A 22,854-nucleotide genomic window follows, 5' to 3' on the forward strand; every position below is an offset into this window, starting at 1 on the left:
GTGCCAGCGGTCGGTGCAGGTGTCTGCGTACCCGGGGAGGTCAGGGGACGTCGAGGACGGGTCGCGCAACTCGCGCGACCCGTCCACATGCGGTTGCGGTATGGACCCTAGCAGTCGAAGTCACGGACGCCACGACAGAGAACACACCCAAACGAAGGGAGGTACGAATCAGTCAGTTTCGCCATCGAAGTCGTCCGTCACATCGCTTTTAACGAACCCATCGAAACACCTCCGAAACCGCATGTCGCCGCGAACCCTTCCGGACGAAATCCGCCCGCATGCCGAGGAGTATTTCGAAAACGTCGCACCCGCTCACGACTGGCATCACGTTCAGCGGGTGGCCGCCCTCGCCGAAACGCTCGCCGAGGAGTACGACCACGACGAGCGAATCCTGTTTTCCGCGGTGTGGCTGCACGACATCGGCCGCGGACGCGAGGACCGCGGCGAAATCGACGACCACGCCGAGTGGGGCGCGGAGGAAGCGGCCCGCCTCCTCGGCGGGAGCGAGTTCGACGTGACGGACGCGGAAATCGGCGCAATCCAGCACTGCATCCGAGCACATCGGTTCTCGAACGACGTGGACGCCGAGACGCTGGACGCGAAACTGCTCTCCGATGCCGACAACCTCGACGCGCTCGGTGCGGTCGGAATCGCGCGCAACTTCTGCTACAGCGGCGAACACGGCCAATCCCTGCATGACCCCGAACTACCCCTCGATGCCGACGGGACACGAGCAGGGGCAACCGCGATGAACCACTTTCACAAGAAGATACTCCGACTCCCGGGTCGGATGTACACCGACCCGGGGAGACGATTGGCCGAGGAACGCCGGGAGTTCGTCGAGACGTTCATCGAGCGGTTCGAGGGCGAGGCCGCGGGCGACTGCTGAAGCGTCCACCGTCGAGTCGGGAGACGGACACGTGTTGAAAGCTATTTCACACGTCCCGTCCATCACCGGGCATGAACGCGGACGAGCGGGATTTGTCCCCCGAAGACGCCTTCTCCCTCCTCGGTAACGACACGCGAATCGAGATCATTCAAGCTCTGTGGGACGCAGACGACCCGCTTTCGTTCTCGGAACTGCACGACAGAGTGGGGATTCGAGACAGCGGGCAGTTCAACTACCATCTGAACAAGCTGGTCGGTCTGTTCGTCCGGGGAAAGGAGGAGAAGTACGAACTCACCTACGCTGGGTTCCGAATCATGGGCGCGATTTTCTCGGGGACCTACACCCAGCGCGCCGAAGCCGAGACGTTCGAACTCGACGCACACTGTCCCGACTGCGGAACGGAACTCATTGCGGAGTACGAAGAGGAGACGGTCACGGTTCGCTGTGAAACGTGCGAGCGGAACCGCTCGACGTTCGGGTTGCCGCCGGGCGCGTTCGAAGGGCGCGACGAGTCGGAGTTGCGACGGACGTTCGAGCGGTGGCTCCGCAACGTGTTTTCGCTGATGGCGGACGGCGTCTGCCTGAACTGCTCGGGGAAAACGGTCGGGTCGCTCACCACCGAGTCCGAGTACTTCGACGACGAACAGGAGGTGGGCATCGAGTTTCGCTGTGAGCGCTGCGGGGATTATGCGACCGGTAACGTCGGAACGTACCTCTTGCAACATCCAGCGATCGTCGCGTTCCACTACGACCACGGTATCGACCTCACCAAAGACTCCCTGTGGGAACTCGAATGGCCCCGCCCGGAGAACGCCACGATACTCTCCGAATCGCCGCTGGTAGCGGCGTGCACGGTCACGCTCGACGGCGACGAACTCACGCTAACAGTCGATGAGGAGTTGACCGTCACCGTCGAATGAATCAGATTTCCAACAGAACATGATTTCGGTCGTTCCGACAACAGAAATGTAGTTCTGGAATCATATATCCGTCCGTCGCTCCTGTCTCGTTTCATGCGCTCTCTATTCAGGAATCGAACGTTCCGTCGTCTGTTTGTCGGTCGGTTGATAACGAACGCCGGAGACAGCGCCTACGCCGTCGCGGCCATGTGGCTCGCCTTCGAACTCGGCGGGTCGTCGTTTTACACGGGTCTTGCGGGTTTTCTCACCATGCTTCCACAGACGCTCCAGTTCCTCGCCGGACCGTTGGTGGACCGCTGGCAACTCCGGCGGATTCTCGTCGCCACGCAGGTCGCAGAGGGTCTTCTCGTCCTCTGCGTTCCCGTCGCGTACGTGATGGGCTGGCTCTCCGTCTGGGTCGTCCTCGTCGTGATGCCCCTGCTCTCGCTCATCAACCAGTTCGTCTACCCGGCACAGCAGGCCGCCCTCCCCCGCGTCGTCGAGAAAGACGACCTCGTGGAGGCCAACTCGGCGTTCTCCTTCGCCTACCAAGGCGTCGATTTCGCCTTCACCGCGCTCGGCGGCATCGTCGTCGCGCTGGTCGGCGCGATCGCGCTCTACGTCCTCGATTCCGTGACCTTCCTCGCCGCGACGCTCGTCTTCCTCGCCGTTCGAATCCCACCCGCCGAAACTGAATCCGAATCCGAATCCGAGTCCGATATGGAGACGGATACCGATATCGCCCAAACCGATGGGCTCAGCGCCGCCATCGAGGAGTACCGCACTCAACTTTTCGACGGAATCAGGTACGTCCGTGGGTCGGTACTGGTCTGGGTACTCGCCGGGAGTCTCGTCGTCAACGCCACCATCGGCAGCACCCTCGCGGTGCTGCCCGCCTACGCGCAGGCCAACGGCGGGTCGGACGCGTACGGGTTCCTCCTCGCTACGGTGGTCGGCGGAATGCTCGTCGGGTCGCTCGCCGCGACGCCGCTCAAGCGGTTTTCGCTCGCCAAACTGAGCATCGGCGGGTTCGTCTTCAGCGGTATCACGTGGCTCGCCGCGGTCCTCATCGGCTGGTTTCCGGCGACGATGGCCCTGTTCTTCCTCGCGTGGATTCCGGTCGGCGCGACGAACGTCATCTTCGCAGCGATGATACAGTCCGTCGTCCCCGAGGACCTCATGGGCCGCGTCTCGTCGGTCCTTTCGAGCGCGTCCGTCGGCGCGATGCCGCTCGGGTCCCTCCTCGGCGGTATCGGCGGGGACGCCCTCGGGACCACCCCTGTCATGACGACTGCGGGGTTCGGATTCCTGTGCATCGCGTTCTGTTGGCTCGCACATCCACTACTTCGGAACATCGCGAAGGCCGACGAGTTGGACGCCGAGAAGCACGGTCTCACGACAGCGACAGGGGCCGAATCGTCGGAATCCTTTTAGGTGGCTCCGTCCTATTCGGATTCAACTATGAGCATGGGTTCGGACATGTACCGGCAGCAGATTCTCGACCATTATCGGAACCCGCGAAACTACGGGGAGTTGGCCGACGCCCAGTTCAGCCACGAGGGGGTCAATCCGTCCTGTGGCGACGAACTGGAGTTCGACGTTTCCCTCGAAGACGACGGCGAAACCATCGAACGGGTCGCGTTCCGCGGCGACGGCTGTGCCATCAGCCAAGCGAGCGCCAGCATGCTCTCGCAGAAGCTTCCCGGCATGACGCTCGACGAGGTGGAGGCAATGGACCGCGACGACGTTATCGACATGCTCGGCGTCGAAATCAGCCCGATGCGTGTCAAATGCGCGGTGTTGGCCGAGAAGATCGTCCAAGACGGAGCGGAGATTTACGAGGGCGAGAAGGACGACGGGCAGACGACGACCGAATAACCAACCACGTCCGTCGATGTCGGTGACTTTTTCGATTCGTTCGAATCCGATTTTCCGCGCCGATATCGAACCGAACAGCCACAGCGAAGAAAGGTATCGAAATCCCGCCCTACTATCTCGAAGGTATATATAACCTGTCCGACTCATCACGGATGAGTGAAAACGCGTCCCGTTTCCGCTCAGGAGTTCTGAAGGATGGCAAACGACGAAATCACGGCCGAACAGTTGCGAGAATCAGCCGAACTGCGAATGGTATGGCCCGGCCTCGTCGCCTCGTCGCTCTTCCTTCCATGGGTGAGCGTTTCGGGGCTGTTCAGCGCACAGGTCACGGGAATGAAGATGGATACGGGTATCTTCATGTTCGCTCTCGCCGTCGGAATCGCGATTTCGACCCTGTTCCTGGAGAAACGACAGGAGCGGTTGGCGTGGCTAGTCGGCGGAATCCTCCTCCTCCTGATCGTTCTCGGGACGACGGCGAACATATACGATTCTATCGACCAGTACAACACACAGATGCAGGGCAACATATTCCAGGACGCGGTGTCGATAGACTTCGCGTACGGTGCCTACACCGCCATCGTCGGGTCGCTTGCGACGGCCATCGTCGGCTACCGTATGGACGGGTCCGAAGCGGAGACGATATCGGAGGAATCTGCCGATGGGGGGAGTCCACGGGAGCTAGCCGAACCGGGGAACCGCTCGCAAGGCGAGGAACGAACCCAGTAGACGCCATCCGCATTTTTTGGAAGCCACCATCGAGAGAACAAAATATCGGTGGTAGAATCGCGGGGTGCGGTTCGTCTATTCCGGCTTCAGACCGCCGTCCTGGACACGCATGACCGCTTCGCCGTCCGCGAGGTTCGGCGCGTCCACGAGTCGAACGATACGCTTGTCACCCTTCGATTTGCGGAGGTACATGCGGAACGTCGACTTGTGGCCGAGAATGTTCCCACCGATAGGCTGGGTCGGGTCGCCGAAGAACGAGTCGGGGTTGGACGAAACCTGGTTCGTCACCACGACCGCGGTGTTGTACAGGTTGCCGACCTTGTCGATGTCGTGCAGGTGTTTGTTGAGTTTCTGCTGGCGAGTGGCGAGTTGTCCACGGCCGACGTACTCGGCGCGGAAGTGGGCCGTGAGGCTGTCGATACAGACCAGTCGGACGGGCCAATCGCCGTCCTCGTGTTCGCCGGCGAGTTCCTGTGCCTTCTCCGCGAGGAGCATCTGGTGGTTGGAGTTGAACGCTTTGGCGACGTGAATCTTGTCGAGGATGTCGGCGATGAGTTCGTCCATCGCCTCGTCGTCGTCCGGCGAGCCCTCGATTTCGCGGTCGTCCATCGTGGCCTGAATGGCCTCTTCCGGCAGGCCGCGAACCATGTCGTCGATACGCTCGGGACGGAACGTGTCTTCGGAGTCGATGAAGATGACGCTACCGTGCAGGCCGCCCTGCTCGGGCGGCAACTGGACGTTCACGGAAAGCTGATGGGTGATCTGGGACTTCCCCGAGCCGAACTCACCGTACACTTCAGTGATGGACTGTGTCTCGACGCCGCCGCCGAGGAGTTCGTCCACCTCGTCTATCTGCCAGCTGAGCTTGCCGATTCGCTCGCGCCGTTCGAGCACCTGTGAGCCGGTTTCGAACCCGCCGATATCGGCCTCCTTTCGGGCGGCCTGAATGATGTCGGCGGACGTGCTCTCGCCGACGTCCGCGGTGTTGCTGAGTTCGCCGGGACTCGCAACCGCGAGACTCTGATAGGAATCGAATCCCGCTTCGTTGAGTTTTTCTGCCGTTGCTGGACCGACGCCGGGGAGTGCTTCGAGGTCTACGTCTGCCATCGTACTCCTGCCTTGTTCCCGTCATCATATAAACCCCCGTTAACAGCGGAGTGAAAGTGAAAATGAGGGGTGGCGTCGGGGGACACGAATCGGAAGGGAAGCCTTTAGATACGAAGAAGAATGAGTGAGTGAACTACTCCCACGGATGGTTGTGGGAGGAATCGGGCCAGAGCGGATACCAGTACTGCTCGTCGGATTCTATTTCGAGTTCCCCGTCCATGTTGCTTCGGAGTTTGAACTCGGCGGCGGAGTCGCGCTCGTGTCCCCGCTGCGGTGCGAACGGATAGTAAGCCCCGCGACGAAACGAGTACAGCCAGTAGACGTAGTTCCCGTCGCGTTCGAAGCCGAAAATCGCGGCGAGGAGGCGCGACCCGTAGCCCTGCTCGACGAACGTGTCCGCCGCGAAGTGGACGCTCGTTACGAGGTCCTCCGGGTCGTCGTCCTCGAGGACGAACCACGAGTAGCCGTGACTGTCCACGTGCGCGGTCGCCTCGGTTCCAGTTTCCTCCTTTCCCGCTTCGAGGATGGCGTGCACTTCGTCGACCGCGTCCTGAAAGTCGGTGCTATCGACCTCGGAAAAACACAGGGCGGCCTGCCCGACCGACTCGTAACCGAGGTCGGCTTCCATCGTGACGTAGGCCGTACTCATCCCGAAGAGGTCCTCCGGGTCGGCCGCGCGCCCCGCGTCCGTCTCGGCGCGGATGCCGAGTACCTCCCGGATGCCGTCGAATAGTCCCATACCGAGGTGTACGGAGTCGGAGCGGAAAAAGGGAGGCGATGCTTATGTGGCAGTTAATAAAGAGTATTCGAACCGTTCGTAAAACCGATGGGAACGCATTCCCGACGCCGGTTTCTCGAACTGGCAGGTGCCGGCACCGCCGTCGCACTCGCGGGGTGTTCGAACATGCCCGCCGAGAGCGAGGGCACTGCCACCACGACGGAAACCGAGACGTCGACGGAGACGACGACCGAGACGGACGACGAAACCACGGAGACGGAAGAACCCACGGAGACCACGATGAGTTCAGTATTTCACTTCAGCGAAGGGGACGACTATCAGAAACACGCAGTGGCGAACGTCGCCAACTTGTTGAACGACGACTCGACGGACACGGAAACCATCGCGCTCGTCGCGAACGGCGTGGGCGTCAAGCTTCTCACGACCGACTCCACCGAAGCGGAAACGGTGAAATCGCTCGCGAAGGAGGGCGTGAAGTTCAAGGCGTGTCACAACAGCATGAACAAACTCAACTACGCGAAAGAAGACCTCCTCTCCGGCGTCGAAGTCGTTCCCGCGGGTGTCGGTGAACTCACGAAACTACAGGCGAAAAAAGGGTACGCCTACATCAAGACGCCGTAGCGTCACTCGTAGCGTCAGTACGACTCCATCTCGCGTTCCATGTCGCGGAGTCGCTCGACCCGCGCTTCGGTGCTCGGGTGCGTGCTGAACAGCTTGCTGATGAACCCGGCCTTCGCGGGAATGATGAAGAACGCGTTCATCTCCGACTGCTCGCGCAAGTCCTCCTTCGGAACCCTGTCCATCCCGCCGTCGATGGTCAGCAGGGCCGACGCGAGCGCGGACGGCTTGCCCGTAATCGACGCCCCACCGCGGTCGGCGGCGAACTCGCGGTAGCGCGAGAGCGCGCGGATGAGGAAGTAGCTGATTATCCACACCGCGAGCGACGCGAGGATGGCGACGAAGACGGGAACTTGGTTGTTACCCCGGCTGTCGCGGCCACCGCTGAACAGCCAGCCCCAGCGAACGACGAGGAACGCGATGGTCGAGAGGAACGACGCGATGGTCATCACCATCACGTCGCGGTTCTTGACGTGGGCGAGTTCGTGGGCTAACACGCCCTCCAATTCCTCCTGATTCAGCGTCTGAAGGAGCCCGCTCGTCACGCAGACGGCGGAGTTCTTCTGGGACCGTCCAGTCGCAAAGGCGTTCGGCACGCGCGTATCAGCGACCGCGACCTTCGGTTTCGGCAGGTCGGCCTGCTGGCAGAGCCGACCGATGGTCGCGTGGAGGTCCGGATACTCGTCTTCGCTCACCTCGTGGGCACCCATACTCCACAGCGCCAGTTTATCGCTGAAGAAGAACTGGCCTATCGAGAAGGCCGCCATTATCAGGATTATGAACGAGAATCCGAGCTTCGTAAGCGACAACAGACCAATGAACACGATGTACAGTGCGAACAGGAGGAACATCGTCAGGCCCATCCGGGCTCGAAGTCCCCAATCTGCCTTCCATTTCATACTTCAGTCTAGGGATTCCGACCGTTTAAAGATTCGTTGACCCATGTGAATGAGTAGCAATCGGAGTCGTGCCTTTTTATTCGTCACTCGTTCTATGACACAAAGGAGAGATATTCAGTCTCGTTGAGGCCAGAACGCTTACGCCCGGAGACGGATTAAAGCGAGTATGTTCTCGTTTGAACCGGCGAGGGTACCTCGATGACCGGCACGGTCGTCTTAGCCGGCCGCCTCGACCGGACCGGTTGCTGGCTCGCCAAACACCTCGCCGAGACGGGGTGGGACGTTACTTGTATCAGTCTCTCGCGGTCGAACTGGGAGCTTGGGGGATATCGAGGAATTTCCTTTCGCGCGGCGGATTTGACCGAACAGGTCGAAACAGCGGAAGCGATTTCGACGGAAAATCCCGACGCGGTCGTCCACTGGGCGACGCTGCCGTCACCGGAACGCCACAGCGGGATGCGAATCTTCGAGAACAACGTCATCGGGGCCTACAACGTCCTCACGGCCGCGGGACGGGCGAACGCCCGCATCGCGTGGGCGTCGAACGAGAGCGCCTACGGCTTCCAGCTCGCGGGGGAGCCGACCCTTCCCGAGTATCTTCCGTTGGACGAGGAACACCCGCTTCGGCCGCAGGACCCGTACGGAACCTCGAAGGCCGTCGGCGAGCAGATAGGAGCGATGGTCGCCCGACGATACGGCGTCCCCGTCGCCTCGATTCGGGGGTCGTGGGTGCAGTTCCCCTCGGAGTACGACTGTCTCGACGCGCGGGACAACCTCGCAACCGGTGCGGGGAACTTCTGGTCGTACGTGGACGTTCGAGACGTCGTGACGGCAATCGAGCGAGCCATCACGGTGGACTTCGACGGACACGAACCGTTCATCGTCTCGGCGGCGGACAACTACCTCGACGAACCCATCGAAGACGCCCTGACCGAGTTCTTCGGCGGGGTTCCGGAACGCAGTACCATCTCGGGGTCGGATTCGGCACTTTCGACCGAGAAAGCCGAGTCGATGCTCGGGTGGACGCCGACACATTCGTGGCGCGATTCCGTCAATGAGGACGAGTACGTCCTGTCGTGAGCCTTCTACAGGCTTAAAAGCGAGAACGACATAGAACCGTCAATGACCGACTCTGGAGAATTCTGCCCGAACTGTGGCGACCCCATCGAGGTCGATATCACGGACCGGGACTATCCGACCTCCGCCTCCCCACGCGAGCGAAAGCTCTGTGATTCGTGTTACTTCGACCGGTTCGACCTCGTGGACGCGCCGGAGCGAATCGAAGTCCGGGTGTGTGCACAGTGCGGTGCGGTGTACCGCGGTCGACGCTGGGTGGACGTGGGCGCGCGAGACTACACCGACATCGCCATCGAGGAAGTGAGCGAAGCGCTCGCCGTCCACGTCGATGCCCGCGACGTGTCGTGGCAGGTGGAACCCGAACAGATAGACCCGAACACGATTCGAATGCACTGTTACTTCTCCGGCGTCGTCCGTGACACGCTCATCGAGGAGGAAATCATGGTGCCCGTGATGATCGCCCGCCAGACGTGTACCCGCTGTGGACGAATCGCGGGGGACTACTACGCGAGCATCGTGCAGGTGCGCGGCGTGGACCGGACGCCGACGCCGGAAGAGGAGAAGCGCGCCCGCGAAATCGCCAACGAAATCGTCACGGACATGGAGGCCACGGGCGACAGAAACGCCTTCGTCACCGAGATGGACGAGACGCCCGACGGCCTGAACATCAAAGTCTCGACCACCAACATCGGCAAGAAGATTTCGAGCAAACTGGTCGAGGAGTTCGGCGGGAGCTTTTCCGATGCGGAAACCCTCGTCACGGAGGACGAGGACGGCAACGGAGTGTATCGCGTGACCTACGCCGTCCGTCTGCCGCCGTTCACACCCGGCGACATCATCGACCCGGACGACGACGGACCGGTCCTCGTCAGGAGCGTGCAAGGAAACCTGAAGGGCCGACGGATTACCACCGGCGAGGAGTACGAGGCGCGGTTCGGAAACGAAGACGCCGCCGACGCCCGCAAGTTGGGCACCGTCGACGACGCGGAGGAGACGACGCTCGTCGCGGTGACGGACGAACGCGCGGTACAGGTGCTGGATCCGGAGACCTACCAGACCGAGACGATCGCCAAACCGTCCTACATGGACGAGGACGCGGAGACGGTCCCGGTGTTCAAGAGTCGGACGGGCCTGTACGTGGTCCCGGATGCGTAACCTCGCCGTCCTCGTGGCGAAACCTCGCGCCGAGGACACCATCGCGGAACTGGAAGCGGACGGCGTCTACGACGCCTCCCGGAAGGTCCGCGAACACGACGACGAACTGGTCGAACTGCCCGTGACTGCACGACCGACCGAAACGGGGTTCGAGAGGGTAGTCGAACAGTCCGACCCGGAGTTCCGACACACCGACCTCGAATCACTGCTCCGGGAACGCGGCTGGACGGACGACGAAATCGACCGTTCCCCGAAGTCGTGGGCCGTCATCGGGGACGTGATTCTCGTCCAGTGCGACGACTGCCCGCGTCCCGAGGAGGTCGGCGAGGAACTCCTCGCCCTTCACGGGGAAGCCGAAACCGTCCTCGCCCGCGGCGGGATTTCCGGCGAACACCGGGAACCTGACGTGACCGTCATCGCGGGGTCGAGCGACACCGAAACCGTCCACACCGAACACGGGACGAAGTACGCCCTCGACCTCCGTGAAGTGATGTTCGCGCCCGGCAACCAGCGCGAGCGGTCACGGATGGGCGACGTCGTCTCGCCGGACGAACGCGTCTTCGACATGTTCGCCGGAATCGGCTATTTCACGCTCCCGATGGCCCGCGCCGGGGCGCAGGTGACGGCCGTCGAGCGCAACCCGGCGTCGTTCAAGTATCTCGTGGAGAACGCCATGCTGAACGACGTTCCCCACCGCATAGACGCCTACCGCGCCGACTGCCGGGAGATGACGGACGTGAGCGTGGAGCGCGTCGTCATGGGCTACTACGACGCCCACGAGTATCTGGACACGGCGTTGAACGCCCTCGAACCCGGCGGAGTCGTCCACATGCACGAGACGACGCCCGAAAACCGACTGTGGGAGCGTCCGGTTTCACGGCTCGAATCGGCGGCCCGCGAACGCGGACGCGAGGTCGAACTCCTCGACAGACGCCGCGTCAAGAGCCACAGCGAGGGCGTGTGGCACGTCGTGGTCGATGCGCGAGTGGACTGAGTAACGCGTCGTGTGGAGCGGGTCGAACTGTCGTGGGAAAAACCTATTAAAGATGAACCGTTCGGTCACGTATGGACAGACAAAAGTTGATTTCGCTGTTCTTCGTCCTGCTGATGCTGAGTTCGGCAGTCGCCTACACCGTCACGCTCATCTGAGCCGTTCGATGGACTTCGTGGAAATTATTCCGTGTCCCACACGTCCGCCATGGGACTCTTCTTCCGGGAACGGCGCGAGCGGGAGTTCCGCTGCGAGTTCGACCCGGAATCGGAATCACCCGTCTCGTTTCCATCGGACGAATCGTTCCGTCCGCTGTTGCCACCGCCGTTACCGTCGAACTGCCGGGTGCTACCGTGGCCGATGCTCCCGCCGGAACCGCCCGCCGAACGCGGGTCGAACTCGGGTAACTCGGGATAGGCCATTCGGTCCACCTGCTCCGCGAACCAGTCGGGCATATCGGTTCGAGCGCGGTCGAACAGTTGAAGGAGGCTCGAATCGGTGAGATACGTCGCGCCGTAATCGTCGGGCGCACGAATCACCCGCCCGCAGGCCTGAATGACGGTGCGAAGCGCGGCGCGGTAGTACCACGCCCACTGCCCGTGTTCGAGTCGGTGGGCGACCCGCGAGTCGCTCGTGTTCAAGAACGGCGCTTTGCAGAGCACCTGCCAGCGGGCGAGGTCACCTTTCAAATCCAGCGCTTCCTCCATCTTGACCGAGAGGAACACGTCGGGGTCGTCGGTGGCTTTCCACGAATCGAGGTCGGCGTCGCGGGAGTCCCGGCCGTGGGCACGCACCCGTCCGCCGACGCCGAACGCCTCCAGTCGCTCCGCGAGATTTTTCTGGATGTGATAGGAGTGGGCGTGAACGATTCCCTTCTCGTCGGGGTGTTCCTGCATGATTCTGACGACGGTTCGCGCGATTTTGGGGAGCGTCTCCTCGCGGTGTTCGTAGGTCATCTTCCCCTGCGTCACGTCGTACAGCGGTCGGTTTTCGACCGGAAAGGTGTGACCCACGTCCACGAGGGCGACACGGTCCGGGTCGAGACCGACCTGCCGGCAGAACGCCTCCTTGTTCAGAATCGTCGCCGAGAGGAGCGCGAACGTGTTGCCCCGGTCCCAGACGGTGTGGGCGAGGTAGCGCTCGGGGTTCATCGGCTTGATAGTAATCGGTCCGCCCGCGCCGTCCGGTTGGTCCACCACCCACTCCGTCGCGCTGTCCGTGTCGCGGTAGTCGTCCACGAACCAGTCCAACTCGGAGACGAGTTCCTGAAACCGGTCCCGTCGGGCCACCTCGCCGGGAGTGAGTTCCGGTTGCGCGACGAGGTCGTCCTTCCGTCGTTTGCAGGTCCCCGCGAGTCGCTCGGCGTACTCCACCGCCCTGTCGAGGCCGCTGATTTCGGGCACCTTCAGGTCGTCCCAGATGGGCACCGTCCGGGGATTCAGGTCGATGGCCGCGTACATCTCGGCCCACTCGGCGAGTCCGTGCGCCTCGTCGATGACCACCACGTCCCGCTTGCGGAACACCTCCGACCCGGCGGTCCGCATGAAGTACGCCAGCGTCATCGCCGCGATTTCCCGATTGCTGGCGATGGCTCGGTCGGAGAAGTACGGACACCGATGTTTCACCGAACAGTCGTACCCTTTCTCCCGAGCGCAGGGCGCTCGGTTGACCGGCGTGTCGTGTTCGCCGGGCAGGATACAGGAGTAGTTTCGCTTCCCGCGGATGATTTTGAGGTCGTCGAGGAGGGGTTCCTCGGCCACGTCGTCCAACTGCGACACCTGCGGCGTCGTGTAGTACGCGCCGGTCGAATCGCTCGGGTCCGCCTCGTCTACGCGTCGAGCACATCCCGCAATCGCCCGAGCGAGCAGGGACTTGCCGCTCCCCGTCGGTGCCCGGACCAACACCACGTCGTTGTCTCCCTCGAACGCCGACCGAACGTCGGCGAGCGCCTCCTGCTGGTTGCCACGAAAGGAAGGCGCGGGGAACTCGTCAAAAATCCGCTCGGGGTTCACTGTTGGTAAAACGGGAAGGAGGGTCGTAAAACCCGCCGGTCTCGCGGGACGGAGAACGGAGGCGGTCGGGAAAAGAGACCTACGGGAGCCTTCGTAGATTGACACCCGCTATCTGCTGGCGAACGCCGAGCATGTGGAGGAACTCCGACGCCGTCAGCACGCCGATATCGTCGCGATACGAGACGAGAACGTACTTCGTCCCGTCTCGAAACAGCAGGTACGCCGTGAGAGCGGTTTCGTCTTCGGGAATCGAGGCGACGTCTTCCGAAACGAGTTTTCCGACGTTCGTCGTCGCCGAGACACCCGTTCGGTCCGTCCACGACCGTAACGCGTCGGTCGTGAGGACGCCGAGCGGCGTGCCGTCCCCGTCACAGATTGGAAACGCCCGCTCGTCGCTCAGGTCGAGTCGTTCCTCGACCAGAAAGTCGTCCACCAACGTCTTCGACGGGACGCACGATTCCCTGTGTCGGACGAACTCCGAGACGGACGTATCGGCGAGAAACAGCCGATTTCTGACGAACTGCCGTTCGTCCATCGCCGAGAAGAAAAAGAACACCGCGACGAGGCCGAAGAGAAGGTGTTCGAGGACGAACGCGGCGTAGAAGATTACGACCACCGCGACGACCTGCCCGAGGATGCTGACGATTCGCGTCGCCAGCATGGTCGAAGTGACCCTACGGAGAAGGGACCGAAGCAAGAGTGCGCCGTCGAAGGGGAAGATGGGAAACAGGTTGACGAGCCAAACGACGCCGTTGAACATGGCCAACAGACCCACCGATACCACCACGACCTGCGGGTCGCCCGGGATGGCCCACAGGACCGCCGTGAAGAGGCCGGTGAGAAGCGCACTGGTCAGCAGTCCGGCGAGAGCGATTCGTGTTTCCCGTTCGAAGTACCGCGGGCTGTAATCGAACTGCGAGAGGCTACCGAACACCCAGAGCATGATGTAGCGCGTCTCGACCCCGTATCGGCGGGCCAGCCACGTCTGCACCAAATCGTGAACGAGGAGGCTCGCCAAGAAGCCGAAGAACACCACCGCGCCGACCAACCACGGGGTCAGCCCGGTGTCGATGGCCGAATATCGGACCGTGTGTGGCGAGATTTCCGTGAGAACGTCTATCCACACGCGGACCGAGACGCCGCGCTGAACCCACCACCCGACGACGGGAAGCGCCAACAGGAGGCTGATATCGACGAGGACCGAAATCCCCCAGACCGACCCGATTCGACTACCCCGCATCCTACCCTAGTCAAGGGCCGGACAAGCGTCAATATTGTGTCCAGTTTTCCGCTCGGTCCTCACTCGGTTACTCGTCGGCTCTGAGCGTCGCCACGTCCGCCCCCGAGGGATAGTCCGGTAACTCCTCGATACAGGCATAGCAGAGGAAGTGTTCGCTTCCGTCCTCGAACTCCAACGTCATCCCGCCCGTCGTCTGTGGGTTCGAACTCCAGAGATTGGCGATACCGCCCGCAATCGGCACGTCCGCCCCACAACCGTCGCACTTGTCGGTCGTCATTGGTGTCGGTTGGTTGCTCACGGGGAAAGAATGTTCGGAGAGGTTGGCCTGGAAAATGGTCGAATGGGCGAGTAGCGGTCCGTGACGGCATGTCATACCTCCGTCAGAACTAAATACACTACCGCACACGTTTCGGAACGAACCGTTCTATGATTCCACGGCTTGCGCGTCGTCCTGTGTTCGACCCGCTCGTTCCCCCCGCCTCGGAGCGGGCCCGATAGCCGCAGCACTCGGGTTTCGTTCCGCTACGTTCTGTAGCCGCAATTTCTCGACCGAACACACACGCATATGCCGACAGTAACTGAGTCGCCGACACACGGCCGTGACTCGCCGGTCCACGCATCGCCCTTCGAACGACAGACGCATCGCTCGCGGTCCCACGAACCGCTCCAACCACGAATAACGACCGCCAGAGGTGGCCAGGAATGACCACCACCGACGCGGACGGAAAAGTGCCATCGCTGTGGCGGAACCGCGATTTTCGGCGGTTCTTCACCGGGGAGTTCGTGACGAACGCCGGGGACAGCCTCTACACCGTCGCCGTCCTCTGGCTCGTCTTCGAACTCAGCGGTTCGACGGTTCTCACGGGAATCGCGAACTCGCTGTTGTTGCTCCCGTGGCTCTTGCAGATACTCGCCGGACCGATAGTCGACCGATTCCCGCTCAAACCCGTGCTCGTGGGGTCACAGGTTTTGCAGGGCGTCGTCGTTCTCGTCCTCCCGTTCGCCGTGGTGACGGGATGGATGAGCGTCGGCGTTCTGCTCGCCGTGGTTCCGATACTGACGCTGGCAACGCTACTGATGTCACCGATGCAGACGACGCTCGTCCCGCGAATCGTGGCCGATTCGCGGCTATCGAGGGCGAACTCCGCGCTCGCAACCGTCACGCTCGGACTCGACATGGTGTTCGACGCGCTCGGCGGCGCGTTCATCGCCGTCTTCGGCGCGACGACGCTGTTCCTGTTTGACTCGGCAACGTTCGCCGTCGCGGGACTGTTGTTCGCCGGTGTCGCGGTCCCGAATGACACGGCGAAGAGAGAATCGGAGCGAACCGACGGGTCGATACTCGGGTCGTACATCGACGACCTGCGAGCGGGGAGCGACGTTCTCCGGGGAACCGTCTTCGTCGAACTGATACTCACGACGGCGGTGGCCAACCTGGCGACCGGTGTGACGCTGGCAATCCTCCCGGCGTTCGGCGACTCGCTGGGTGGCCCCGCCGTCTACGGCCTGCTGCTCGGTGCGCTCGGCATCGGGCGACTCGTCGGGTCGCTCGTCGCCCCCTATTTCGAAGGCGTCGCGTACGGCCGGTTGTTGCTCGTCGGCAACTCGGTGGCCGCGTGCTGCTGGTTCGCCGCGGTGTACGTGCAGTCGCCCGCGCTCACCGTCGTCCTCTTCGGACTCGCGTGGATACCCGCGGGCATCAACGGCGTACTCATGGCGACGCTGAACCAGACCATGTTTCCGTCCGACCTCCTCGGTCGCGTGTCCTCCATCAAGGGGACGGCTTCCGGAGCCACGCTGCCGCTCGGGTCGCTCATCGGCGGCGTCGTCGCCGCAGTGGTAGGAACGACGACGACCATGGGGATAGCCGCATTTGGCTTCGGGTTCACGGGGCTGTACGTTCTCGTGCGACCGCGACTCCGGCAACTCCCCGCTGTCGCGAATGCCGACCCAGCGGTGTTCGATGTGACGGTCCCATCGGACCGAAACGAGGAGTAACACGGACCTCCGACCCGTACGCCGTTCCGAAGCGGTATCAGCCGTGAGTCGAAACGTTTCGTTCGATATAGCACTATTCGATATATGTCAGAGTCATAGCATACATCGATTTCCGTCCAGCAGCGGCCGTTCCCGTCAAAATCAGGGCAGTCGCTCCCGAACGTCTCAAATATAAAACATCGAAACGAAGCGGACGCTTCAGTACGACTTGCTCGTGTAGAGCGCGTCGCTATCGTCGTAGACAGACACCGTGTCGCCGCCGTTGTTCCAGACCGCGGACCCGGTGTTCCCCCAGTAGAGGTCGGAACTCGTGTCCGAACCGGTACCGGTGTGGAGCGTCACCTGCGCACCGGCGTCGAGCGTGAACCCGCTTGGGAATGCGTAGGTGTGGGACACCTCGTCCTCGACGGTCCACCCGGAGAGGTCGATGGAACCGGTTCCGGAGTTCTCGAAGACGACGTACTCGTCGTTGAGGTTGTCGTTGTCGTTACCCGATGCGTCCTCGTGGATTTGGACGATGGAGATGTCACCGCTGCCACTGCCGCCGGTCGAACCGTCGTAGGCGTCGAACAGCGGGAAGGACGTATCGAAGACGGTCGTCGTCGGGATTCCGGAGTCGCCGTTGACGTTGTTCGTGCCGTCGGTAACGTGGTCGCCGTTGATTCGGAGGTCGGTACCGAGCGCGGACGCGAGGTCATTGAGGTTGGTGCGGGCATCCGACGGTGCCGTGCCAGCACCGACGAGGACGACAGCGCCGCCGTCCGCGACGAACGAGGAGAGCGCGTCGATTTCGGCTTGCGTGAACGCGTCGGCGGGGGTGGTGACCACGATGGCCTGCCAGCGCGAGAGGTCGAACGTGTCGAGTTCGTTCGCCTGGTCGAACGAGAGGTCCACGCCTTCGAGGTAGCGCTGGTAGTACGCCGCGTCGTCGTTCGAGACGGCGTAGCTCGCGTCGAACTGGCCGTGACCGCCGTCGATGAGGACATCGCCGCTGCGGTCGCTCACGTAGTCGATGAGGTTCGTGAGGAAGGCGAAGTTCTCGTAGCCCGACGTATCGACGGCGAAGCCCTCGGAACTCTCGTAGCTCTCGTCGATGAGCGGGCTACCGACTACGGCGACGTTGGCGGACTCGTCGACCGCCGCGAGCGGGATGTCGCCGCCGTAGGCGTAGCCGCCGGACTGTGTGGCGGTGCTTTCCGCATAAATCGGGACGCGGGAATCGCTCACGCCACCCGAGGCGGTCTTGACGCTGGCGGCTTGCGGGAGGAACAGGTCGTCCACTGCACGGTTACGGATCTCCGAGGAGGCGTCGGGGTCGCTCTGGCCCCACACGCCGGTGCCGTTCGACCGTGCGGTGTCCTCGGCACGCCAGATGTCGTCGTGGTATGAGGAACCGGACCCGTACACGCGGGCGTGACCGGTTTCGACGGCGCGGAGGTTGTAGAAGTCGTCGCGGGAACCGTCGCCCGTCGCGTCGTAGTGGAGGTAGCCGAGGACGCGGCCGTAGGTGTCCCGAAGCGGTTCGTTCCGGTCGAACGAGAGTTCGACGGTCGCACCGCTTAGCTCGTTCTTCCCGAAGTCGGTGGCGTTCGAGCCCCACGTCTGGAGATAGCTCAGCGTCTCGATGCCCTCCCACTCCTGAATCCGCTCGGCGGAACTGTTCGCCGCCTTCTCAGGTGTGTCGATGCCGAGGATTCGGATGCTCTCGGTCGAACCGTCCGAGAACTCCACCGTCGCCGTGTCGCCGTCCGCAACCTTGGTGACGTCGACGGTGTAGGTCTTGCTCTTGTCTAACCCGAGCCCTTCGCGGTCGGTGAAGTAGTCGAAGGCCGTGTTGAACTGGCTCGTGAGCGGTTTGTAGTCCGCGCCGCCGTTGTTCGAGGCGTCGAGCACCTCGTCGTCGTTGAACCGGAACGGGAGGCCGAGGGAACTGGCGAAGTCGTTCAGATTGGCCGTGGTATCGTTGTCGTTGTAGTCCGACTGGTCGTGGACGAACAACACCCCACCGCCGGAAACGAAGTTCTGGAGATCGGCGAGTTCCGAGGAGGAGAACGCCGTCGCGGGAGACGTGATGACCGCCGCGTCCGCGCTTCCGAGGTCCGCCGAGAGGGAGGACGTCGCCGTCACCGTGTAGCCGTTGTTCTCGGCGTAGCTCTCGAACTTCGAGAACGACGCGAGGTCGTAGTACTGGCCGTGGCCCTCGTCGAAGAGAACGGTGCCCGAACCGCCGAGTTCGGCGTCCCACGCGTTGAGGACGAACTCCTCGTTGCCCCGTTGCCAGTTCGTCTCGTCCTCGACGAGCATCGAACCGAACGCGACGACGTTCGAGTCGGAGACGACCAGCGGAATCGGCGTTCCGCTGCTGTAGAGGGTCGCGTCGCCGTTCGAATCGGCGTCGTGGTTCGTGGCGGTGTCTTCCGCCCACACCGCGACGACGGAACTGTCGGTCAGTTCGCCACCCGTGCCGTCGAGAAAGCTCGACGTCGAGTGACATTCGAGCGGCGAAATATCGCCCGAAGCGGCGCGTACGTCGGAGCTGAGGGTTGCAGTTATCGGTCCCGTTGCGGTCGCTGCCGCGAGCGCGGACATGAACGTTCGTCTTCGCATCGGTTGAAACAGACCGCTGGTAGGATATAAATTATTGCATTCTTTTGTATATTTTTATTCTTTGTTGGCCCATATATTCATGTATTTGCTCAATATATCTCTCCATTACACAATCGTTCACACGGCTTCGGTGGGTTCGTATTCGGTCGCCATGCGGTCGGCTTCCGTCGCGTATCGGTCGCGGGTTTCCTCGTCCTCGACCGTTCCCAATTGGTCCGCCGGAACGTCGAGCGCGGCGGTGGTTTCCCGCGCTGTTCCCGTGAAACTCGGGAGCGCACGCTCCTTTCGGAAGTAACGCGACCCGTCGGGCGTCGCGTAGACGAGGATGATGAGGTTCTGTTCGTCGTCCGAGTACGTCCGTTCGACCAACCAGACGCGTACCGTGTCGGTCACCATACGTGGGTTTCGTCGTGAAGTAAGATAGTTCCACCAGACGGTTTATGCGACCGACGACCGTACTTCGGTCGGTATGGAGGTGAACTGTGAGGGGTGTGCTGGCTGTTGTATCGACTGGCGCGACATCGCTCCCGAAGCCACGGACCACGAACGACGTGGACCGCGAAAACCGCTCGACACGGCGTACAACTTCGTTCCGCTCGTGCGTGAGGAAGTGCAGGCGTTCGTCGAGGCGGGACTCGCCGACGCGCTGACGCCGCGTCTCTGGCGGGACGAATCCGGACCGGAAGTGGACGGCGTGACGCTGGCCGCCATCGAGGGAAATCCGGCGTTCTTTCTCGGCCTTCGGAAGCCACCCAAACCGGTCGAACCGTTCGAAACGGGGGAGCCGAGATGGCTTCCGACCTGTGCCTTCCTCGACCCGGAAACGCTCCAGTGTCGGATTCACGGCGACGAGTTGTATCCCATGGAGTGCGCGGAGTATCCCGGCCACAATCTCAAATTGGAACAGGAAACCGAGTGCGAACGGGTCGAAACGGCGTTCGACGGGAATCGGTTAGTGGACGACGAACCGCCTCGAACGCTCTCCGGGCTGCTGCTCGGGCCGCAAGCCATCGGAGAAAAGGTGTTCGTCCATCCCGACCCCGGTGAGTTGGTAGGACTCGTGGAACGGTTACTCGCCGACGAGTTGACCGACGACGACCGATTTCGGTTCGTCGCCACAGCTGTCGCTAATCGACCCGGCACGACGACCATCGACGACGAGACGTACGAATCCGTCCTGGAGACGGCGCGGGGCGCTGACTCGTGGGTCGGTCGGTCGATTCGCCAGTGGGAGGCGATGGCGCGAACCGAATCTGACGTTCCGGACTCATCGACCGCAGAACAGGTCGAAACGGACTTCGGTGCACCGGGGACTCCCGGTTGGTAAACTCGCCGCGAAGAAGGGTCGTGCTACTCGGACTTCATCTTCTCGAACTGCTTGAGCAAATCTTCGGCAGAATCGCCGGAGTCGTACTCGACAGTTCCGTGATAATCCGACCGTACGTCATCGAAGGTCGTATCGACGGTACTGTTCTTCCGCTCACGGCGTTCGTGTTCTTCTTCGTCATAGGCACCCATTGACATGACAACCACACTCATACCTTGGCGTGGCCTGGTTATTAATGTAACGGATAATCACATTATTCGTTCACGATGTACCATCGTCAGACGCAAGGGGGAAGCAGGAAAAACGGACCGAGCGAGTCGATGGGGAAAACGACGGGGATGGAAGGTGACGACGGTCGGAGACGACCCGAGAGGTGCATAACACGTAAACATTCTCGGTTACTAGGTTCCTCCGTGGCAAGCCCGCTCCGCTTTCGCCGCTCTACGGAGCGGTGGGACGACGACCGCATAACGACGGAGTTGTACTCGCACCTCGATTCGAACCTCGGGGCGCGTTCGACGACACCCCATTACGTGGAACCGAACGGCTTCGAGGCCCGACGGTTCGAGATGGACAACGGCGACGTAGCGCTGTTCCTCTGGAACGACGAACTCGCCTATTGGCTCGGCAACACCGAGACGCCCCCCGCACTGTGGCGAACGAACAAGTTCACCTTCGACGAGGTTCCGTACCCCATCGCGCGGTGGAGTCAGCGCGAACTCCTCGCAGATCTGACCGTCGAATCGCCGTGGCTGGCCGAATACGACTATCTCTCGTGGTTCTTCCTTCCCGTTTTCTTCTCGAAGGACGGGCGTGAGACCTCACGGGCGTTCTTCCGCAAGTACGCGGCAGGTTTTCCCGACGCGACACGGGACGAGGCGCTCTCGTTCTACGAACGGTTCCTCAGTACCGGCGCGTTGGACAATTATCGGTACACGATGGCCTCGAAACTCGGGACGAGCGAGTATTTCGACGAGAACCGGATGAGTTCCACGATGAGTGAATTCACCGTGGCGAAGGTGCTGACCGACGCCGGATACGGCGTCGAACCCGAAATCGAAGTGACGACCGGTCACTCGCTCGACTTCCGCGCCGACCCGCCCAACGGCGACCAATCGTCGCTGGTCGAAGTGACGCGCCCACGGCCGCCGACGCGGCGGGCCGCCGACACGCCCGTCGCGGCGGTGCGCGAGACGGCGGAGACGAAGACGAACGGGCAGTTGAGCGAACACGGCGGCGGCGCTGTGCTGTTCGTCGATTGCACCGGCTTCAGGGACGACGAGTGGGCCGCCGTCGTCGGCGAACAACCCGGCGTCCGCCACCGACCGGCGGTCGTCTTCCGTGCCCGTCCGTCCGGGAACATCGAAGCCTACGAGAAGGGGTCGGTCCCGCTCTCGCTGAACGGGGCCCTCGAATGGGTTTGATGGGTCAGAAGGAGATCTGGTCGGGACCGAACGTCCCCATCGTCGTCGGGTCGCGGTCGCTGTAGTGACGGCGGCCGATGGCCTTGCTGCTGAGGCCGTTGTACATCGCCTCTTGGGCTTGTTGTGACGAATCGTACGTCTCGTTTCCGACCCGTGCGAGCACTTCTTCGAGCGTTTCGGTTCCGTTCGGAAGGTCGATAACGTAGTCGCCGTGAGATGCGATCAACTGCTCCGTGTCGGCCGGATACTGGTGCGATTCGAGGAGTTCGCTTGCTTGCTTGAGCGTCATTACAAACCATCATTCCTCAAAGATCATTATAAACTTTGCCGCCAAGGAGTAGGGTCGAATATAAGGATGTACAATCAGTATAGTTCTCTCCGTAGTCGCCGTCCCGGCCGGCAAAATTCGCGGTCGAACCACAAACACCTTCGTTCGAGATAACCGACGTGGGGTATGAGCGTTTTCGCGGACCTTCACGTCCACACGACCAACTCCGACGGGTCGATGGAACTTTCCGAAGTTCCGTCGGCCGCCCGGTCGGCGGGCGTCTCGGTCGTCGCCATCACCGACCACGACCGGCTGCATCCCGACCTCCCGACCCCGGTATCCGTCGTGGACGGAATCACTGTCGTCCACGGAATCGAACTCCGGGTCGAAGCGCCCGACGGACAGCACGTGGACCTCCTCGGCTACGGCGTCTACCCGACGCCCGAACTCGCCGACGAACTGGAACGATTGCAGACCGACCGCAAGGAGCGCGGACAGACCATAATCGACTGCGTGGAGGCGCGCCTCGGGATCTCCCTCGACCTCGAATCGCGCGAGGGGTTGGGACGACCGCACATTGCCCGTGCCATCGCCGCACACCCGGAGACGGAGTACGACTTTTCCGGCGCATTCGAGAACCTCATCGGCGCGGGAAAACCGTGTTACGTCGCCCGTGACGTGCCGAGTTTCGAGCGCGGCGTGGACCTCCTCTCGGGCGCGAGCGGCCTCGTCGGATTAGCCCATCCGTACCGCTACGACGACCCCACATCGGCGCTCGCGCTGACGAGCGAGTTGGACGCCGTCGAGAGATACTATCCCTACGGTCGTGAAGTGGATACGCGGCCGATAGAACGGGCGGTCGCCGACCACAACCTCGTGCCGACGGGCGGGAGCGACGCCCACGAGGACTTCCTTGGAAAGGCCGGACTTTCGAAGGAGGAGTATCGGCATTTCAGAAGCGTGGTGACGCTTTGACATCGACGGCGTCGGAGAGCGGTGG

The 22,854-nt window shown here is 62.2% G+C and carries 23 protein-coding genes; 13 read left to right on the forward strand and 10 right to left on the reverse strand.

Annotated elements, in window-relative coordinates:
• Positions 1 to 241 precede the first annotated feature (241 nt).
• The 5 genes from AC1XDK_RS04385 to AC1XDK_RS04405 all read left to right on the forward strand — a co-directional run bounded on the left by AC1XDK_RS04385 (position 242) and on the right by AC1XDK_RS04405 (position 4,392).
• On the forward strand, positions 242 to 889 hold the full coding sequence (locus AC1XDK_RS04385; protein WP_483348543.1) for an HD domain-containing protein: 648 nt from the start codon (positions 242 to 244) through the stop codon (positions 887 to 889).
• 71 nt (positions 890 to 960) lie between these two features.
• Complete coding sequence (locus tag AC1XDK_RS04390; protein WP_483348544.1) at positions 961 to 1,809, forward strand: ArsR/SmtB family transcription factor; 849 nt, start codon at positions 961 to 963, stop codon at positions 1,807 to 1,809.
• Between the two features lie 93 nt (positions 1,810 to 1,902).
• Positions 1,903 to 3,222, forward strand: a complete 1,320-nt coding sequence (locus AC1XDK_RS04395; RefSeq protein WP_483348545.1) for an MFS transporter — start codon at positions 1,903 to 1,905, stop codon at positions 3,220 to 3,222.
• A 27-nt stretch (positions 3,223 to 3,249) separates the two neighbouring features.
• Entirely contained in the window at positions 3,250 to 3,666 is a 417-nt protein-coding gene (locus tag AC1XDK_RS04400) for an iron-sulfur cluster assembly scaffold protein (RefSeq protein WP_483348546.1), read from the forward strand.
• A gap of 195 nt (positions 3,667 to 3,861) precedes the next feature.
• Positions 3,862 to 4,392 carry a hypothetical protein gene (locus tag AC1XDK_RS04405; RefSeq protein WP_483348547.1) on the forward strand — a complete coding sequence of 177 codons (531 nt, stop codon included), beginning with the start codon at positions 3,862 to 3,864 and terminating at the stop codon, positions 4,390 to 4,392.
• A 75-nt stretch (positions 4,393 to 4,467) separates the two neighbouring features.
• On the opposite strand, the gene radA is transcribed toward AC1XDK_RS04405, so the two are convergent.
• Both radA and pspAB read right to left on the reverse strand, forming a co-directional pair.
• Positions 4,468 to 5,499: a DNA repair and recombination protein RadA gene (gene radA / locus AC1XDK_RS04410; RefSeq protein WP_483348548.1), complete on the reverse strand. Its 1,032-nt coding sequence runs from the start codon at positions 5,497 to 5,499 to the stop codon at positions 4,468 to 4,470.
• A 133-nt stretch (positions 5,500 to 5,632) separates the two neighbouring features.
• Positions 5,633 to 6,238, reverse strand: a complete 606-nt coding sequence (gene pspAB / locus AC1XDK_RS04415; protein WP_483348549.1) for a PspA-associated protein PspAB — start codon at positions 6,236 to 6,238, stop codon at positions 5,633 to 5,635.
• An 87-nt stretch (positions 6,239 to 6,325) separates the two neighbouring features.
• On the opposite strand from pspAB, the gene AC1XDK_RS04420 reads away from it, so the two are divergent.
• Positions 6,326 to 6,859: a DsrE family protein gene (locus AC1XDK_RS04420; protein WP_483348550.1), complete on the forward strand. Its 534-nt coding sequence runs from the start codon at positions 6,326 to 6,328 to the stop codon at positions 6,857 to 6,859.
• 14 nt (positions 6,860 to 6,873) lie between these two features.
• Here the strand turns inward: AC1XDK_RS04420 and htpX are convergent, their stop codons facing one another.
• Positions 6,874 to 7,755 carry a zinc metalloprotease HtpX gene (gene htpX, locus AC1XDK_RS04425; protein WP_483348551.1) on the reverse strand — a complete coding sequence of 294 codons (882 nt, stop codon included), beginning with the start codon at positions 7,753 to 7,755 and terminating at the stop codon, positions 6,874 to 6,876.
• A 198-nt stretch (positions 7,756 to 7,953) separates the two neighbouring features.
• On the opposite strand from htpX, the gene AC1XDK_RS04430 reads away from it, so the two are divergent.
• From AC1XDK_RS04430 to AC1XDK_RS04440, 3 genes are read left to right on the forward strand one after another with little or no spacing between them, the layout of a single operon-like run.
• A complete protein-coding gene (locus tag AC1XDK_RS04430; protein WP_483348552.1) occupies positions 7,954 to 8,835 on the forward strand; it encodes an NAD-dependent epimerase/dehydratase family protein in 882 nt (293 codons plus the stop codon).
• Between the two features lie 42 nt (positions 8,836 to 8,877).
• Positions 8,878 to 9,987, forward strand: a complete 1,110-nt coding sequence (locus AC1XDK_RS04435) for a 60S ribosomal export protein NMD3 (protein WP_483348553.1) — start codon at positions 8,878 to 8,880, stop codon at positions 9,985 to 9,987.
• Positions 9,980 to 10,981 carry a class I SAM-dependent methyltransferase gene (locus tag AC1XDK_RS04440; protein WP_483348554.1) on the forward strand — a complete coding sequence of 334 codons (1,002 nt, stop codon included), beginning with the start codon at positions 9,980 to 9,982 and terminating at the stop codon, positions 10,979 to 10,981. Before AC1XDK_RS04435 ends, AC1XDK_RS04440 begins: the two co-directional genes overlap by 8 nt.
• 179 nt (positions 10,982 to 11,160) lie before the next feature.
• Here the strand turns inward: AC1XDK_RS04440 and AC1XDK_RS04445 are convergent, their stop codons facing one another.
• From AC1XDK_RS04445 to AC1XDK_RS04455, 3 genes are all read right to left on the reverse strand, one after another.
• The gene (locus AC1XDK_RS04445; RefSeq protein WP_483348555.1) at positions 11,161 to 12,990 is read right to left on the reverse strand and encodes a helicase C-terminal domain-containing protein; all 1,830 of its coding nucleotides are present in this window, start codon (positions 12,988 to 12,990) and stop codon (positions 11,161 to 11,163) included.
• Between the two features lie 79 nt (positions 12,991 to 13,069).
• The gene (locus AC1XDK_RS04450; RefSeq protein ID WP_483348556.1) at positions 13,070 to 14,230 is read right to left on the reverse strand and encodes a site-2 protease family protein; all 1,161 of its coding nucleotides are present in this window, start codon (positions 14,228 to 14,230) and stop codon (positions 13,070 to 13,072) included.
• A 67-nt stretch (positions 14,231 to 14,297) separates the two neighbouring features.
• Positions 14,298 to 14,507, reverse strand: coding sequence for a DUF7561 family protein (locus AC1XDK_RS04455; RefSeq protein WP_483348557.1), 210 nt, complete (start codon positions 14,505 to 14,507; stop codon positions 14,298 to 14,300).
• 425 nt (positions 14,508 to 14,932) lie between these two features.
• Here AC1XDK_RS04455 and AC1XDK_RS04460 point away from each other — a divergent pair, with 425 nt between their 5' ends.
• Positions 14,933 to 16,228, forward strand: a complete 1,296-nt coding sequence (locus tag AC1XDK_RS04460; protein WP_483348558.1) for an MFS transporter — start codon at positions 14,933 to 14,935, stop codon at positions 16,226 to 16,228.
• A gap of 198 nt (positions 16,229 to 16,426) precedes the next feature.
• Here the strand turns inward: AC1XDK_RS04460 and AC1XDK_RS04465 are convergent, their stop codons facing one another.
• Both AC1XDK_RS04465 and AC1XDK_RS04470 read right to left on the reverse strand, forming a co-directional pair.
• Positions 16,427 to 18,835, reverse strand: coding sequence for a DUF4350 domain-containing protein (locus AC1XDK_RS04465; RefSeq protein ID WP_483348559.1), 2,409 nt, complete (start codon positions 18,833 to 18,835; stop codon positions 16,427 to 16,429).
• Between the two features lie 117 nt (positions 18,836 to 18,952).
• A complete protein-coding gene (locus tag AC1XDK_RS04470) occupies positions 18,953 to 19,231 on the reverse strand; it encodes a DUF7967 family protein (protein WP_483348560.1) in 279 nt (92 codons plus the stop codon).
• Positions 19,232 to 19,304: 73 nt separating this feature from the next.
• Between AC1XDK_RS04470 and AC1XDK_RS04475 the strand changes: the two genes are divergently transcribed.
• Positions 19,305 to 20,162 carry a YkgJ family cysteine cluster protein gene (locus AC1XDK_RS04475; protein WP_483348561.1) on the forward strand — a complete coding sequence of 286 codons (858 nt, stop codon included), beginning with the start codon at positions 19,305 to 19,307 and terminating at the stop codon, positions 20,160 to 20,162.
• A 23-nt stretch (positions 20,163 to 20,185) separates the two neighbouring features.
• Here AC1XDK_RS04475 and AC1XDK_RS04480 read toward each other — a convergent pair whose 3' ends face one another.
• The gene (locus AC1XDK_RS04480; protein ID WP_231186327.1) at positions 20,186 to 20,359 is read right to left on the reverse strand and encodes a DUF5786 family protein; all 174 of its coding nucleotides are present in this window, start codon (positions 20,357 to 20,359) and stop codon (positions 20,186 to 20,188) included.
• A 216-nt stretch (positions 20,360 to 20,575) separates the two neighbouring features.
• On the opposite strand from AC1XDK_RS04480, the gene AC1XDK_RS04485 reads away from it, so the two are divergent.
• Positions 20,576 to 21,586 (forward strand): DUF5784 family protein, encoded by a 1,011-nt coding sequence (locus tag AC1XDK_RS04485; RefSeq protein ID WP_483348562.1) that lies wholly within the window; start codon positions 20,576 to 20,578, stop codon positions 21,584 to 21,586.
• 4 nt (positions 21,587 to 21,590) lie between these two features.
• Here the strand turns inward: AC1XDK_RS04485 and AC1XDK_RS04490 are convergent, their stop codons facing one another.
• Entirely contained in the window at positions 21,591 to 21,875 is a 285-nt protein-coding gene (locus AC1XDK_RS04490) for a DUF5789 family protein (protein ID WP_483348563.1), read from the reverse strand.
• Between the two features lie 165 nt (positions 21,876 to 22,040).
• Here AC1XDK_RS04490 and AC1XDK_RS04495 point away from each other — a divergent pair, with 165 nt between their 5' ends.
• Positions 22,041 to 22,829 carry a PHP domain-containing protein gene (locus AC1XDK_RS04495; protein ID WP_483348564.1) on the forward strand — a complete coding sequence of 263 codons (789 nt, stop codon included), beginning with the start codon at positions 22,041 to 22,043 and terminating at the stop codon, positions 22,827 to 22,829.
• Positions 22,830 to 22,854: the final 25 nt, after the last annotated feature.

The sequence above is a fragment of the Haladaptatus sp. HS23 genome (assembly GCF_056892285.1).